This is a genomic window from Paenibacillus sp. FSL H7-0703 (assembly GCF_038003485.1).
Taxonomy (GTDB): domain Bacteria; phylum Bacillota; class Bacilli; order Paenibacillales; family Paenibacillaceae; genus Paenibacillus; species Paenibacillus polymyxa_B.
In genome coordinates, this window is sequence record NZ_JBBOPF010000001.1 from 3855797 (window position 1) to 3871229 (window position 15433).

Annotated in this window: 11 protein-coding genes; 10 read left to right on the forward strand and 1 reads right to left on the reverse strand. The window is 47.8% G+C overall.

Annotation, left to right across the window (positions count from 1 at the left end):
- The first annotated feature begins 269 nt into the window (after positions 1 to 269).
- The 3 genes from secA (at position 270) to MHB46_RS17040 (ending at position 5289) form a co-directional block, all read left to right on the forward strand.
- Entirely contained in the window at positions 270 to 2720 is a 2451-nt protein-coding gene (secA, locus tag MHB46_RS17030) for a preprotein translocase subunit SecA (protein ID WP_134903256.1), read from the forward strand.
- Between the two features lie 458 nt (positions 2721 to 3178).
- Positions 3179 to 4292, forward strand: a protein-coding gene (gene prfB / locus MHB46_RS17035; protein WP_103047450.1) for a peptide chain release factor 2 whose coding sequence is annotated in 2 segments (ribosomal slippage) — positions 3179 to 3250 and positions 3252 to 4292 — 1113 coding nt in all. Because the reading frame shifts where the segments join, the coding sequence is not laid out codon by codon here.
- A gap of 97 nt (positions 4293 to 4389) precedes the next feature.
- Positions 4390 to 5289 (forward strand): YitT family protein, encoded by a 900-nt coding sequence (locus MHB46_RS17040; RefSeq protein ID WP_341163762.1) that lies wholly within the window; start codon positions 4390 to 4392, stop codon positions 5287 to 5289.
- A 93-nt stretch (positions 5290 to 5382) separates the two neighbouring features.
- Here MHB46_RS17040 and MHB46_RS17045 read toward each other — a convergent pair whose 3' ends face one another.
- Entirely contained in the window at positions 5383 to 6303 is a 921-nt protein-coding gene (locus MHB46_RS17045) for an SMP-30/gluconolactonase/LRE family protein (protein WP_341162943.1), read from the reverse strand.
- Positions 6304 to 6717: 414 nt separating this feature from the next.
- Here MHB46_RS17045 and argC point away from each other — a divergent pair, with 414 nt between their 5' ends.
- The 7 genes from argC to argH all read left to right on the forward strand — a co-directional run bounded on the left by argC (position 6718) and on the right by argH (position 15175).
- A complete protein-coding gene (gene argC / locus MHB46_RS17050; protein ID WP_341162944.1) occupies positions 6718 to 7767 on the forward strand; it encodes an N-acetyl-gamma-glutamyl-phosphate reductase in 1050 nt (349 codons plus the stop codon).
- A gap of 103 nt (positions 7768 to 7870) precedes the next feature.
- The gene (gene argJ / locus MHB46_RS17055) at positions 7871 to 9097 is read left to right on the forward strand and encodes a bifunctional glutamate N-acetyltransferase/amino-acid acetyltransferase ArgJ (protein WP_341162945.1); all 1227 of its coding nucleotides are present in this window, start codon (positions 7871 to 7873) and stop codon (positions 9095 to 9097) included.
- Positions 9098 to 9215: 118 nt separating this feature from the next.
- Positions 9216 to 10055: an acetylglutamate kinase gene (gene argB, locus MHB46_RS17060; protein ID WP_061829941.1), complete on the forward strand. Its 840-nt coding sequence runs from the start codon at positions 9216 to 9218 to the stop codon at positions 10053 to 10055.
- Positions 10056 to 10108: 53 nt separating this feature from the next.
- Positions 10109 to 11371 (forward strand): acetylornithine transaminase, encoded by a 1263-nt coding sequence (locus MHB46_RS17065; protein ID WP_341162946.1) that lies wholly within the window; start codon positions 10109 to 10111, stop codon positions 11369 to 11371.
- 48 nt (positions 11372 to 11419) lie between these two features.
- The gene (gene argF, locus MHB46_RS17070) at positions 11420 to 12376 is read left to right on the forward strand and encodes an ornithine carbamoyltransferase (protein ID WP_341162947.1); all 957 of its coding nucleotides are present in this window, start codon (positions 11420 to 11422) and stop codon (positions 12374 to 12376) included.
- A 63-nt stretch (positions 12377 to 12439) separates the two neighbouring features.
- Positions 12440 to 13675 (forward strand): argininosuccinate synthase, encoded by a 1236-nt coding sequence (locus MHB46_RS17075; protein ID WP_061829944.1) that lies wholly within the window; start codon positions 12440 to 12442, stop codon positions 13673 to 13675.
- 87 nt (positions 13676 to 13762) lie between these two features.
- Positions 13763 to 15175 (forward strand): argininosuccinate lyase, encoded by a 1413-nt coding sequence (gene argH / locus MHB46_RS17080; RefSeq protein ID WP_341162948.1) that lies wholly within the window; start codon positions 13763 to 13765, stop codon positions 15173 to 15175.
- Positions 15176 to 15433: the final 258 nt, after the last annotated feature.

The following is a 15433-nucleotide window of genomic DNA, read 5'->3' on the forward strand; positions in this document are numbered from 1 at the left end:
TGTAAATGTAAGGAAATTTAAACTTGGATAAGTGTAACCAAGTTGTGTATTTCGTGCGTCAATTGTTTTGGTATCTTTAACCGGATGCAAATCTGGAGGCTGCTTGTGTTGCGGCATGTCCTACAAACTGTTACAATTTATGCAAAGAACATCGCACGATGGGCTGGTACAGCCGGGCCTGTCAAACATATCGGGAATCAATTTCATCATGGACCCTTTCTAATTGTGAAATTGATTCTATTAATTGTTTTGCGCGAAAGGGGTAAACCATGCTAGGAATTGTTAAGAAAATCTTCGGAGATACCAATGAACGTGACGTCAAGCGTTTAATGAAGACGGTTGAACTGATCAATAAGATAGAGCCGGATTTTGAAAAGCTCTCGGATGAGGAGTTGCAAGCGAAGACGGCGGAATTTAAAGCTCGGGTCGAACAAGGGACTACGGCTGAAGAAATCTTGCCGGAAGCTTTTGCAACTGTTCGTGAAGCGTCCAAGCGGGTGCTGGGCAAACGTCATTATGACGTACAGATGCTCGGCGGTATTGCGCTGCATGAAGGTAAAATTGCCGAGATGAAAACCGGTGAAGGTAAAACACTGGTAGGAACACTGCCGGTTTATTTGAATGCTCTGTTGGGTAAAGGCGTGCACGTGGTTACGGTCAATGACTATTTGGCGCAACGTGACAGCGGAGAAATGGGACAGATTTATAACTTCCTGGGAATGTCCGTAGGGCTGAATTTGGCCAACATGGATCATGCCGCCAAGCAGGAAGCGTATGCTTGTGACATCACGTACGGTACAAACAATGAGTTTGGGTTCGATTATCTGCGCGATAATATGGTGCTTTATAAAGAGCAGATGGTACAACGTCCGTTGTACTTCTGTATCATTGATGAAGTGGATTCCATTCTCGTAGATGAAGCTCGTACACCATTGATCATTTCAGGACAAGCTCAGAAATCGACCGAGCTGTATTTTGCGGCTGACCGTTTTGTGAAGAGCCTGAATGTTGAAGAAGATTACACGCTGGATATTAAGGTGAAGTCAGTTGCATTGACTGAAAATGGCGTATCCAAGGCTGAGAATTTCTTTGGTCTTGAAAACTTGTACGATCAGGAAAGTGTTACAATCAATCACCACATCGTACAAGCCTTGAAAGCTAACGCTATTATGCGTTTGGATGTGGACTATGTCGTAGCTGATGGTGAAGTCCTGATTGTCGATGAGTTTACAGGCCGTTTGATGGCTGGACGTCGTTACAGTGATGGTTTGCACCAAGCTATTGAAGCGAAGGAAAACATCATTGTACAAAATGAAAGCATGACACTGGCGACAATTACATTCCAAAACTATTTCCGTATGTACCGCAAATTGGCGGGTATGACGGGTACAGCTAAAACAGAAGAAGAAGAATTCAAAAAAATATATGGTCTGGAAGTGCTCCAAATTCCGACGAATCGCCCCAACCAGCGTGTGGATATGCCTGACGTAGTGTACAAGAGCGTGAAAGGTAAATTCCATGCAGTGGTAGATGAAATCCTGGAGCGTAACAAAAAGAACCAGCCGATATTAGTAGGTACGGTTTCTATTGAAAACTCGGAGCTTCTTTCTGAAATGCTGAAACGCAAAGGCGTTCGTCATAAAGTGCTTAACGCTAAGTATCATGCTGAGGAAGCTGAGATTATTTCCCGTGCAGGTGAAGCTGGCGCAGTAACCATCGCTACCAACATGGCTGGACGCGGTACTGACATCGTATTGGGCGAAGGCGTATCAGAACTTGGTGGTTTGCACATTATCGGTACAGAACGTCATGAATCCCGTCGTATTGATAATCAGCTTCGCGGACGTGCAGGACGTCAGGGTGATCCAGGCTCCACGCAGTTTTACTTATCGCTGGGCGATGAGTTAATGAAGCGTTTTGGTGCGGACAACGTACTGAATATGATGGAGCGCTTGGGCTTCGAGGAAGACCAACCCATCGAAAGTCGCATGATTACACGTGCTATCGAATCAGCTCAAAAACGCGTCGAAGGCAACAACTTTGATCAGCGTAAAGTTGTTCTCCAGTATGATGATGTAATGAACCAGCAGCGTGCTATTATTTACAAGCAACGCCGTGAGGTGCTGGAATCAGAGAACATCAAGGAAATTGTGTTTGACATGATCAAGCCTGTCATTGAGCGTGTGGTGGAAGCTCATTGCGGTGATGACATTCCTGAAAACTGGGAGCTTGAAGAAGTAGCAGAGTATGTGAATAACAACCTGCTTGAGGAAAATACACTTACGCGTGACGACCTGTGGGGCAAGGAAAAAGAGGAGATCGTGGATATGATCTTCGAAAAAGTTACCAACAGATACCACAGCCGTGAAGAAATGATTGGCGAAGATATGGTACGCGAGTTCGAGAAAGTTATCGTACTGCGTGCAGTCGATAGCAAATGGATGGACCATATTGATGCTATGGATCAATTGCGTCAAGGTATTCACTTGCGTGCTTACGGCGGTACCGATCCGCTGCGCGAATATCAATTTGAAGGCTTCGAAATGTTCCATGCTATGATTGCTAGCATCCAAGAGGAAGTAGCGACATACATCATGAAGGCGCAAATTGAATCCAATCAAGAGCGTCAGGCTGTCATCGACGAAGACAAAATCTCGACGAGTGGTGAACCGGCGGCTCCTAAAAAGAAATCCGCTCCTTCGCGTCCGCGTAGAAAATAACGGATTGAAATTAAGGGAGAAATCTTGAGATACACTATTCCCTGCAGTGCATATAATGGCAGGCGGCAGTTCAACCACTGACCGTCGGCCATTTTGTGCCATACAGGGGTGAGACTGATGTGTTCAATTTATAGCTCTTCTGTTTGAGGGTCAGTTTGAATATTGATGAATGGCTAGATTGCTCTCAATTCTTTTAAAACAATTATGACAAGCAAGCAGATATCTGCTTGTTTGTCAGTTAACTCAGCAGTTAATCTGGCTCACATAACCAGAGCCAGTTATTTAAAAAGCAGTTTGACTTTACGGCGTTTACGGCGGTCGGTAGCGAAGCGGAGGATTTGAATCTGGAGAAGCGTCAGCGTTCGTAAGATCAAATCATTCGCGCAGCGTCTCCTCACCCAGCCGTAACTCACAACGCTCCACTCCCCCTAACCATATATTAAAAGGAGAATGACATCATGATTGATCCAAGTGTAAAGCATGATTTGCGAGAAATAGGCAAGAAACTAACAAACCTTAGGGGGTCTCTTTGACTTAGATCTCAAACAGGAAATGATCGCAAACTTTGAAGTAAAGATGGCTGCACCTGACTTTTGGGATGATAATGATAAGGCTCAAGGTGTAATTGCAGAAATGAACGCTGTTAAGTCATCAGTAGACAGCTATGAACAGCTTCGTCAGGAATATGAAGACGCTGGTATGATGGCTGAGCTGGCTGATGAGGAGGGCGATGAAACACTGGCTGGAGAGATCGAGAACAGTGTCACTTCTCTGCTGAGTAAGCTTCAGGAGTTTGAATTGCAATTGCTTTTGAATCAGCCGTATGACAAACTTAATGCCATTCTGGAGTTGCATCCGGGAGCAGGTGGAACTGAGTCCCAAGACTGGGGACAAATGTTGCTACGGATGTATACACGCTGGGCAGAAAAACGGGGCTTTAAGGTAGAGACCCTGGATTATCTAGCGGGTGATGAAGCAGGGATTAAGAGCGTAACACTATTGATTAAAGGTTATAATGCCTACGGCTATTTGAAAGCGGAGAAAGGCGTTCATCGGCTGGTTCGTATCTCTCCATTTGATTCCTCCGGCCGTCGGCATACATCGTTCGTATCCTGTGATGTGGTGCCTGAAATTGCGGATGATGTGGACGTTGAAATCCGCACGGAAGATCTCAAAATTGATACGTACCGGGCCAGTGGTGCGGGCGGTCAGCATATTAATACGACCGATTCAGCCGTTCGGATTACGCATTTACCTTCCGGTATTGTCGTGACCTGTCAGAATGAACGTTCCCAGATCAAGAACCGAGAGCGTGCCATGACGATGCTCCGTTCCAAGCTCTACGAGCGTAAGATCGAAGAGCAGCGTCAGCATTTGGACGAAATCCGCGGAGAACAGTCCGATATTGCATGGGGCAGCCAAATTCGCTCCTACGTGTTCCATCCATACAGCATGGTTAAGGATCACCGTACTAGCGTGGAGACTGGTAACGTAGGAGCTGTCATGGATGGCGATCTCGATCCGTTCATCGATGGTTACCTGCGCAGCCAAATTAAGCTGGACGCAGAATAATAGCCTGTACGTTTTCCTACAGTCCGCAGACCATGTGCCTGCGGACTGTAGGAATTTTTGTGTAACGGTATTTTTTAACTAAAGGAGAACACGAATGATGTCTCAATTAAATCCTCCCGCTGCTCGCCGAAGACGACGCAAGCCTCTGATTGCCGCCAGCGGACCCGCACGCAACGTGACCGATATTTTACTGATTATACTCGGATCTTTCATTACAGCGCTGACCTTTAACATGTTCTTGCTCCCGAACCGGATTGCATCCGGGGGGGTATCGGGCTTGTCTATCTTGGGCGAGGAGCTGTTTGGCCTGGAACCAGCCTATACGCAGTGGGGAATGAATATTCCGTTATTTATAGCAGGGGTCCTGCTGTTAGGGAAAAAATACGGTTTGCGTTCTCTGCTGGGAAGTATTATGCTGCCACTATTCGTTTATGTGACGAAGGACTGGGCAGTTCCGACAACAAATCCGTTGCTGGCTTCGCTATATGGTGGAATCGGAGTAGGGTTGGGTTTGGGTACCGTGTTTCGGGGCAGGGGCTCGACGGGTGGACTGGCTATTTTGGCGCAGATTATTCAAAAGTATACGGGTTTTAGCCTTTCTCTCTGCGTTATGTTGATGGATGGCACGGTGATTACACTGGCTGGTTTCACCCTCTCGCCGGAACGGGCGCTGTATGCGTTGATCGGCTTGTTTGTAACGGGCAAGGTCATTGATGCCGTGGAAATGGGATTAAGCTACTCCAAAGTGGCTTACATCATATCCAATCAGAAAGAAACGATCACGCAGGCTATTTTGCAAGATTTGGACCGGGGATTGACAGAGCTGGCGGGACGGGGCGGTTACACGAACGAAGAACGTCCTGTGCTTATGGTTGTAGTCGGGCAAAACGAGGTAACTCGCCTTAAAACGCTCGTCCGCTTGGTAGACCCAGAAGCCTTTGTGATTATTAGTAATACTCGTGAGGTATTGGGTGAAGGGTTTAAGAAGGAAAGCTGAAACCAAGAGGGCCTTCGGAGGCATGCTCTTAACTGAATCCATGCAGGAGAGCCCACTAATGTAGTCGGCTCCTCTCTCTTCAGTATGGCTTTACTAGATTCTTTTTACTAATCGTTCAAGCCAATTTGCCGTTTGTCCTTGATTAAAATATGAGGTTGGCATCCCTTTTACGCCTGTTTTCACCATGAATAGACCGCCTGCTAAGGGTTGATCGGCACTATCATCATCTTGAGCAGTCGTAATATATAACTCATCCAGATGTTCACCGCCAAAAGCACACGAAGTCACACAATTGACGGGGAGCGACACCTCAGCAATCACTTCTCCATGAGCAGGATGGATACGGGAGACACGTTTACCGCCCCATCGCGCGACCCACAACATGCCCTCTGCATCGATTGTCATGCCATCTGGATACCCTTCACTTTCATCCAATCTAGCCACCAGTTGCTTATTCCTAATAGTGCCTTGTGCCACATCGTAATCGAAGGAGACGACCTCCAATGTTGGAGTATCAATGTAATACATTGTACGATGATCTGCGCTCCAGGCTAATCCATTAGATATGGAAGCTTTATCAACCAGTAAGGAGACGTGGCCTTTAGTGCTCAGACTATACAATGCTCCTTGCGCGTGTTCGTCATTTAAGCTCATTGTTCCTGCTAAAAAACGCCCTGCAGGATCGCATTTTCCATCATTAAAACGATTACCTAGTCTACCTTCCTCAGGATCATGAATTAATACTTTGGCCCCTGTCTCAATATCCAAACAATATAGACCGCTAATCAGCGCTACGATCACTTTATTTTTGAGATAAGGTACAACTGCACCAATATGTTCACCAACCTCTATTGTACGATCTGTGGACGTAGAAGGATCGTAGATATGCAGTTGAAAACCTTCAATATCGACCCAAAATAACCGTTGAAACCGCTGATCCCAGCTGGGACCCTCGCCTAACTTTGCCTTTGCATCTATAACGATATTCGCTGTATATGTTTCGATGTGTAGCACTCCTAACGTTTTGGTTTATTTTCGACCCCAATTATCCGCTTTAGCGGCTCCTCTGCGCAGATTCACTAGATGCAGCCCATGTGATTTGCTTGTGTGTAGTGCTACGTGTACTCCCTTCATGTTCAACAAGTTCATAAAGTGCAGCAAATGACCAATCGAGATGAATACCAATATGTGAAATAATTCAAAGGGAATATCCCCCTTTTCTTTATGCAAAACGGCAGACTGTATTCAAGAGGCTCTCTGTCTATTTTTTATTTCCTTTATTATAGCCCGTACAGCCTGCCCGTCAAAAGAATAGGTAAGAGCGCATATTTTAAATTTAGAGGAATAACATGACATGAGGTGTTGTATTTATATGAATAGAGTCGTATAATAATACATATTTCATAGGAACGGAATGGAGGAAGGTCTGTGAGCAGCAAGTTAAAAGTGGCAATTGTCGGTTCCACCGGGTATGGCGGGGTGGAGCTGATTCGTTTTTTGGTTCATCATCCGCAAGTAGAGATTGTATCTGTTATTTCTTCATCCAGCGCGGGTGTCCCAATCAGTGACGGGTTTCCACATCTGACGGACATTGTGGTGCAGGATTTGGACGGTGTCGATATCCACGAAATTGCTGCCAAGGCCGATCTGGTTTTCACTGCTACGCCATCGGGCGTTAGTACCAAGTTAGTGCCGCAGCTTCTTGATGCCGGACTGAAGGTCATTGACCTTTCCGGGGACTTCAGGCTTCGAAGCGTGGAAACGTATGAAGCATGGTATAAAAAGCCTGCGGCTTCACCCGAGTATCTCAAGCAAGCGGTATACGGACTCAGTGAGGTGTATGCAGAAAAGCTGGCGGGCGTTTCTTTTATTTCTAATCCAGGCTGTTATCCGACCGCAACATTGCTGGGCATTATTCCTGCGCTGAAAGCGGATTGGATTGACCATCGGTCGCTGATTGTAGATGCCAAATCCGGGGTATCCGGCTCGGGTAGGGGAACAAGCCTCGTTTCGCATTATGCGGAAATGAACGAGAATTTTAAGGCTTATAAGGTGAATAAGCACCAGCACATCCCTGAGATCGAACAGGTACTGGGTGATATTGCGGGCGAGGACGTTACGATTACGTTTACGACACAACTTGTTCCCATGACCCGAGGAATTATGAGTACGATTTATGTCACGCTGAAGGGCGACCATACAGATCAGGATCTTATCGGGTTATACCGGGATTATTATAAAGAGCATCCTTTTGTCCGTGTACGTGGCGAAGGTATATGGCCAGCAACGAAGGAAGTAATGGGTTCGAATTACTGTGACATCGGTTTTGCAGCAGATGCCCGAACCGGGCGTCTTACGATTATTTCCGTCATTGATAATGTTGTGAAGGGTGCCGCTGGACAGGCGATTCAGAATTTAAATTTGATGATGGGATGGGAGGAGAACCTCGGGCTGGGCTTCATACCGGTATATCCGTAAGTAGCAAGTAACCGCAACATGGATACGGAAACGTCAGCGAGCGGAATTTCGAATACAGGCAGCTGTCATTCATCGAATATGTTGCGAACGAGGGCACATAATTATGGGCAAATTAGAGTTTACAGTAGTAAACGGAGGCAACATCGTAACTCCGCGTGGCTTTACAGCCGGGGGATTACACTGCGGACTGAAAAATTCGAACCGCAACGATATGGGCGCGATTCGTTGCGAGGTAGAAGCGACAGCTGCTGCGGTGTACACCACCAATGTGTTTCAGGCTGCACCGCTGAAGGTGACGCGCGAGAGCTTGGCAGATGGTCGATTGCAGGCAGTAGTGGTGAACAGCGGGAACGCCAATGCCTGCACGGGACAACAAGGAGAGCAGGATGCCTACGCTATGCGTTCGGCTGCGGCTCATGAACTGGGTGTTGCTGAGAGCAATGTAGCCGTCGCCTCGACGGGCGTGATCGGCGAGCATTTGAAAATGGATTGTGTGCTTGACGGTATATCCTCCTTACCTGACCGTATGAACGGGGCAAACGATGGAGCAGAGCAATTTACGCAAGCCATTCTGACAACGGATTTAGTTAAAAAGGAAGCGTGTGTGGCGGTTGAAGTGGACGGTGTGACCGTACACATCGCCGGGGCGGCCAAGGGATCTGGCATGATACATCCGAATATGGCAACAATGCTCGCTTTTATGACCTGTGATGCAGCGATCGGACAGACGGCGCTTCATCAACTATTAAAGCAGGCAACGGATACCAGCTTTAATATGATTACGGTGGATGGGGATACGAGCACGAACGATATGCTAATCGCCATGGCGAGCGGGCTGGCTGGCAACCGTGAACTGCACGTAGGGCATCCCGATTGGGACGCTTTTGCCCAGGCGTTCACCTATATCTGCCGAGAGCTGGCGAAGGCAATTGCTCGCGATGGAGAGGGTGCTACGAAGCTAGTAGAGGTGTCTGTAAGCGGAGCGGTAAGCGATGCGTCCGCTCAAGCGATAGCTAAGACGGTGGTTGGGTCCAGTCTGGTCAAGTCAGCCGTCTTCGGAGCAGATGCGAATTGGGGACGGATTATTGCGGCCGTAGGGCGTGCTGGAGAGCCCGTTAATCCAGATACGGTAGATATTCGCTTGGGTGATATTGTTGTGCTAAGCCAAACGAGTCCGGTCGCTTTTGACGAAGAAGAGGCGCTAGCCTATTTGAGGGGAGATACGGTGCAAATTATTGTTGATTTGCATCACGGGAACGGAACCGCTACAGCATGGGGCTGTGACCTAACCTATGATTATGTGCGGATTAACGCTGCTTATCGGACATAGAGACCAGAATAAAATACGGATTGAATAAGGATAGTAGATAATAGAAGCAACGAGCGGATGGAAGTCCAGTATCATTTGGAAATTGCACGGATATGCAGAGAAGAAAAGGAGAGATGATATGCAATCGGCAGTGGAACACGCGGATCAAGCGAATCATGCGGGAGTGGCACGTCGTAATTTTGTGATGAAATGCGGAGGAAGTACGCTGGCTGCGTTACCTGATTCCTTTTTTGAAGATTTGGCGCGTTTGCAGTCGGAAGGTCTTCAACCTGTCATTGTACATGGCGGTGGCCCTGCGATTTCCGACAACTTGGCGAAGCTGGGGATCGAAACAGAGTTTATTCATGGATTACGCAAAACGACCGAACCCGTGCTGGATGTCGTGGAAATGGTACTGGCAGGCAGCATTAACAAGCAGATTGTACGTAGAATAGGGATGCATGGGGGCCGAGCGTTGGGGTTGTCAGGCAGTGATGGCTATTTAATCGAAGCCAAGCCTGTGTCGAACGCCGCTGAGGTCGGTTGGGTCGGAGAGGTAACGTCCGTTCAAGCCTCGATTATTACAGGTGTACTGGATATGGACTATATGCCTGTTATTGCACCCATCGGGATTGATCGATCTGGTCAGCGTTACAACATTAATGCGGATACAGCGGCGGGTGCGGTAGCCTCTCATCTGGGGGTCAGTCGGATGATCGTCGTTACAGATGTACCAGGCATATTGAAGAAGTATGGCGGAGAAAAGAAAGTGCTGGATTCTATCACCGTACAGGAGATTGAGGATATGATCAGCACAGGTGAAATATATGGTGGTATGATCCCGAAAGTGAGAGCGGCTATTGCCTGTATCCATGGCAAAGTGAAGGAAGTCGTCATTGTGAACGGTAGCGAACCGCAGGTACTAAGCCGTGTGCTGGGCGGAGAATCGATTGGAACACGCATCGTGCGTATGCAGTAATTGCAACATATAGCTCGACCTATATAACCAAACGATAAAGGAGCGTGAACATAATGAGTAAGGAACCGAATACGCTGGTGAGCGAGGAAATGCCAAGTACGGATGGAAGCGGAGTGCAAACGGAAAAGGTGTCGGCAAAAGCGCAGACAGAAAGCTCCCTTTTTCCAACCTACGCAAGATACCCGCTTACACTCGTGAAAGGACAAGGAAGCTGGTTGTGGGACGATCAGGGCAAGCGTTATCTGGATTTCATGTCAGGCATTGCCGTTACCAATCTCGGTCATGCGCCTCAAGCAGTAGCTGAACGATTGAAAAAACAGATCGATGAATTGTGGCATGTATCCAATCTGTTTCATATTCCGGGGCAAGAACGGGCTGCTGCCTTGCTGACAGCAAATAGCAGCGCAGATGCCGTGTTTTTCTGCAACAGCGGGGCCGAAGCTAACGAAGCTGCAATTAAGCTGGCGCGTCGTTACCACCAGAAGGTAAAACAGACCGGTCGCTACGAAATCATTACGTTCACGCAATCCTTTCACGGACGGACGCTGGCAACCTTGACCGCTACGGGTCAGGACAAAGTAAAAGAGGGTTTTTTACCGCTTCCTGCCGGGTTCAAAAGTGTTCCGCTTCATGATCAGACGGCGCTTGAAGCAGCCATTAGTGAGCACACGGCGGCAATTATGCTGGAAATGGTGCAGGCCGAAGGTGGCATGTATCCGGTAGACCCTGCTTTCGTAGATGTGATTACAAAGCTGTGCCGCGAGCATGGTTTGCTGCTGATCATTGACGAGGTACAAACAGGTATGGGACGGACGGGCAAACTGTTTTCCTTTGAGCATTATGGTATAGAGCCGGATATCTTTACATTGGCGAAAGGACTGGGCAGTGGTTTCTCTGTGGGTGCGATGCTAGGCAAAGGATATTTGCGTGAAGCGTTCACAGCGGGCAGTCATGGTTCTACCTTTGGAGGTACGCCACTTGCTATGGCAGCGGTTCAAGCTACTATTGAAACGATTATTGATGACAAGCTACCAGAACGTGCAGCTGAGATGGGAGATTACCTTTTCCATAGTCTGCAAAAGCAGCTTGGAGATAGCCCTTTTGTAAAGGATATCCGTGGAAAAGGTCTGATGGTTGGTATTGAGTGTGCGGAACCGGTAGCGGAGCTTGTTTTGGCAGGACAGAAGAAGGGCATTCTGTTCATTACAGCAGGACCAAACGTGATTCGTCTGTTGCCTAACTTGTATGTAACGAAAGACGAAATAGATCAGGCTGTAAGCTTGATTGCTGAATTGTTTCGGGAGCATTTGGCTTAGTGTAAAGGCCAAATTATCATAGACTAGAGTGTAAAAGGAGACGAGAGCATGAGCCAGAGCGGCGCACTGCAGCAGATAAATTTGAAGGGACGGGACTTCCTGGAGCTGGACGATTACTCTCCAGAGGAAATCCAGTATTTAATTGATCTCGCCATTGAAATTAAGCGTAAGCACAAAAACGGGGAAACTTATCAGCCGCTAAAAGGGAAAACGCTCGGACTGATTTTCGAAAAATCCTCTACACGTACACGGGTATCCTTCGAAGTCGGTATGTATCAATTGGGCGGGCATGCCCTTTTCCTCAGCAAAAATGACATTCAACTGGGACGCGGCGAACCGATTAGCGACATGGCTCAAGTCATGTCACGTTATCTGGATGGCATTATGATTCGTACCTTTGGGCACAATAATGTGGTAGAGTTGGCACGTTATGCGTCCGTTCCTGTGATCAATGGATTGAGTGATTTGGCGCATCCATGCCAAGTACTAGCCGATTATCAAACCTTGTATGAGCAAAAGGGTAAGCTAAAAGGGCTCAAATTGGCTTACATCGGAGACGGTAACAATATGGCTCATTCCCTCTTGATTGGGGGAGCGAAGCTTGGAGTGCATGTGTCCATTGCAAGTCCAGTTGGATACGAGCCGGACCCGAGTGTGGTCGCAGCTTCCCGTGAAATTGCCAAACAGACAGGGAGTGAGATCGTTATAACCCACAGTCCGCAGGAAGCAGTACAAGATGCGGATGCGATCTACACAGATGTGTGGGCGAGCATGGGGTTTGAAGAAGAGCAGAAGGAGCGGGAGCTTGCTTTTGCCGACTTCCAGGTGAATGAGGAGCTGGTCAAGCTGGCGAAGCCGGATTATTTATTCCTGCATTGTCTCCCTGCGCATCGTGGGGAAGAAGTAAGCGCAGGCGTAATCGATGGTCCGAATTCGGTCATCTTTGATGAAGCAGAGAATCGTTTGCATGCGCAAAAAGCGCTGTTAGTTGCTTTAATGGCATAAGGTTGATAGGTATTGATAGGTAAAGAAGATAAAGGCTAGAAGCATTCGGGGAGGACTTCAACAATGGCAAAAGAAAAAATCGTACTCGCATATTCCGGCGGTCTGGATACGTCGGTCATTCTGAAATGGCTCAAAGAAACCTATGATGCTGAAATCATCGCATTCACCGCAGATATCGGTCAAAAGGAAGAACTGGACGGTTTGGAGGAAAAAGCACTCGCTACAGGGGCTTCCAAAGTGTACATTGATGATCTGCGTGATGAATTCGCCAAGGATTTTATCTATCCGATGTTTCAGGCGGGTGCTTTATATGAAGGACAATATTTGCTCGGAACGAGTATTGCACGTCCATTGATCGCTAAGCGGATGGTCGATATTGCGATTGCCGAGGGAGCAACAGCCATTGCTCACGGGGCAACAGGCAAAGGTAACGATCAGGTACGCTTCGAGCTGAACGCGGCGGCGTTGACGCCGGATATCAAGGTGATCGCACCTTGGCGGCTGGAAGAGTTCCGCAATCAGTTCCCGGGCCGTGCAGAAATGATTGCCTATGCGGAAAAACACGACATTCCGGTAACTGCTTCTGCAGCCAAACCATACTCCATGGACCGTAATCTGCTGCATATCAGCTATGAAAGCGGCGTGCTGGAGGACCCTTGGTTTGATCCAAGTGCTCCTGAAAATAAAGGAATGTTCTTGCTCAGCAACGCGCCTGAGGACGCTCCTGATGAAGCAGAATATTTGGAGTTGGAATTTGAAGCAGGTAACTGCGTCGCTTTGAACGGAGAACAGCTAAGTCCATTGCAAGTGATGGAAAAACTGAATGAGCTCGGCGGCAAGCATGGTATCGGACGTGTGGATATGGTAGAGAACCGTTTTGTCGGCATGAAAAGTCGGGGAGTCTATGAGACGCCGGGCGGTACGATCCTGTTCACAGCTCACCGCAAAATGGAATCCATCACGATGGATCGCGAGGTTATGAATCTGCGTGATAGTCTGATTACCCGTTATGCTACCTTGGTTTATAACGGTTTCTGGTTCGCACCGGAACGTGTCGCTTTGCAGGCTCTGGTTCATGAGAGTCAGAAAAATGTCAGTGGTACCGTGCGTGTGAAGCTGTACAAAGGCAATGTTATCGGTGCAGGCGTTAAAAGCCCGGTTAGCTTGTACAACCCGGACATTGCAACCATGGAAGCCGACCCGACACAAGCCTACGATCAAGGCGATGCAACAGGCTTTATCCGCTTGAATGCTCTGCGTTTGAAGGTCAACGCGGGCGTAACACAAAATCATAAATAATGATGTAACCTAAAAAAATGTACGGGATGCGGGCCGCTCTTGTCCAAACGACGAGGGCGGCTTGTATTGCAGAGAGGGGATCATGCAATGAGTAAGCTATGGGGCGGACGGTTTACGAAGCAAACGAACAAGTTGGTAGAGGAATATACGGCTTCTATCGGGTTTGATCAGGCGTTGGCGGAAGAAGATATTCAAGGCAGTTTGGCTCATGTGGCCATGCTGGGGAAATGCGGAATTATTCCGCAGGAGGATGCAGACACGATCAAGGAAGGACTGCACACGGTCCTGGAGCGTATCCGCCGTGGGGAAATTGAATTTTCCGTTTCGGATGAGGATATTCACATGAATATCGAAAAAAATTTAATCGAGGCCATTGGTCCGGTCGGAGGTAAGCTGCACACGGGGCGCAGCCGTAACGATCAGGTAGCAACGGATATGCACTTGTATTTGCGCGGACGTGTGGTATCGCTGGTGGGTATGCTGCATGACGTACAAGCTGCATTAATCGGCCAGGCAAAGGATAATCTGAACACGATTGTACCTGGATATACACACTTGCAGCGTGCGCAGCCTATTTTATTTGCACATCATCTGCTGGCGTATGTGTCTATGCTGGAGCGTGATATTGACCGACTCAAAGACAGCTATAAGCGGATTAACGTGTTGCCGCTCGGTGCTGGCGCTTTGGCCGGGACCACTTTTCCGATCGACCGTCACTTTGTAGCCGAGCAGCTGGGATTTGATGGTGTATATGAAAATAGCCTCGATGCTGTCAGCGACCGGGATTTTATCGTAGAGTTCCTGGCTGGCGCCTCGCTGATTATGACGCATTTGTCTCGTCTGAGCGAAGAATTGGTGCTATGGAGCAGCACGGAGTTTGGTTTTGTCGAGCTGGATGATGCTTTTTGCACAGGCAGCAGCATTATGCCGCAGAAGAAAAACCCGGACGTACCGGAGCTGGTACGTGGTAAAACCGGACGTGTCTATGGAAACCTCGTGGGCTTGTTGACTGTATTGAAATCCTTGCCGCTGGCATACAACAAGGATATGCAGGAGGACAAGGAAGGGATGTTCGATACCGTTGCCACGCTGGAAGGAGCCTTGCAACTGTTCGCACCGATGATCGCCACGATGAAGGTGAACAAGGATCGTATGCGTCAAGCGGTCAACCAGGATTTTTCCAACGCAACGGATATTGCGGACTTCCTGGTCGGCAAAGGGCTTCCGTTCCGTCAGGCGCATGAGGTCATTGGCAAAACCGTACTGTATTGCATCCAGCATGGAAAATACTTGCTTGATCTGACACTGGACGAATTCCAGCAGTTTTCGGATCTGTTTGACGAGCGTATCTATGAGGTACTTCAACCAGAAGCGGTGGTTAATGCACGGAATGTATATGGCGGAACCGCTACCGGGCAGGTACAGGCAGCTATTGGGCGCAGTGAACAGCTCCTGGCGAATACATCAACATGGTTTGAAGGGCACAAGCCAAAAAAATAATCAGTAAAGAAAGATATTATTCTCTTGCATAGCAGCGGGATGCTGTGTAAAATCAAATTTTAAGGAATTAGCAATCTAAGTTTCAAAGGCACCGTTCGCGGTGTCTTTTGTGTTTTTTGGGGCATTAATTCATAGTTCTAAATACCTATTAATACACTAGTGTGAAAGTTTCTAGAATTTACATTTTTGTATACTACACCTATGATGATTATGGTAGAATAGCACTAAGTTTTTCATTGAATTACCAATTCAATAGGA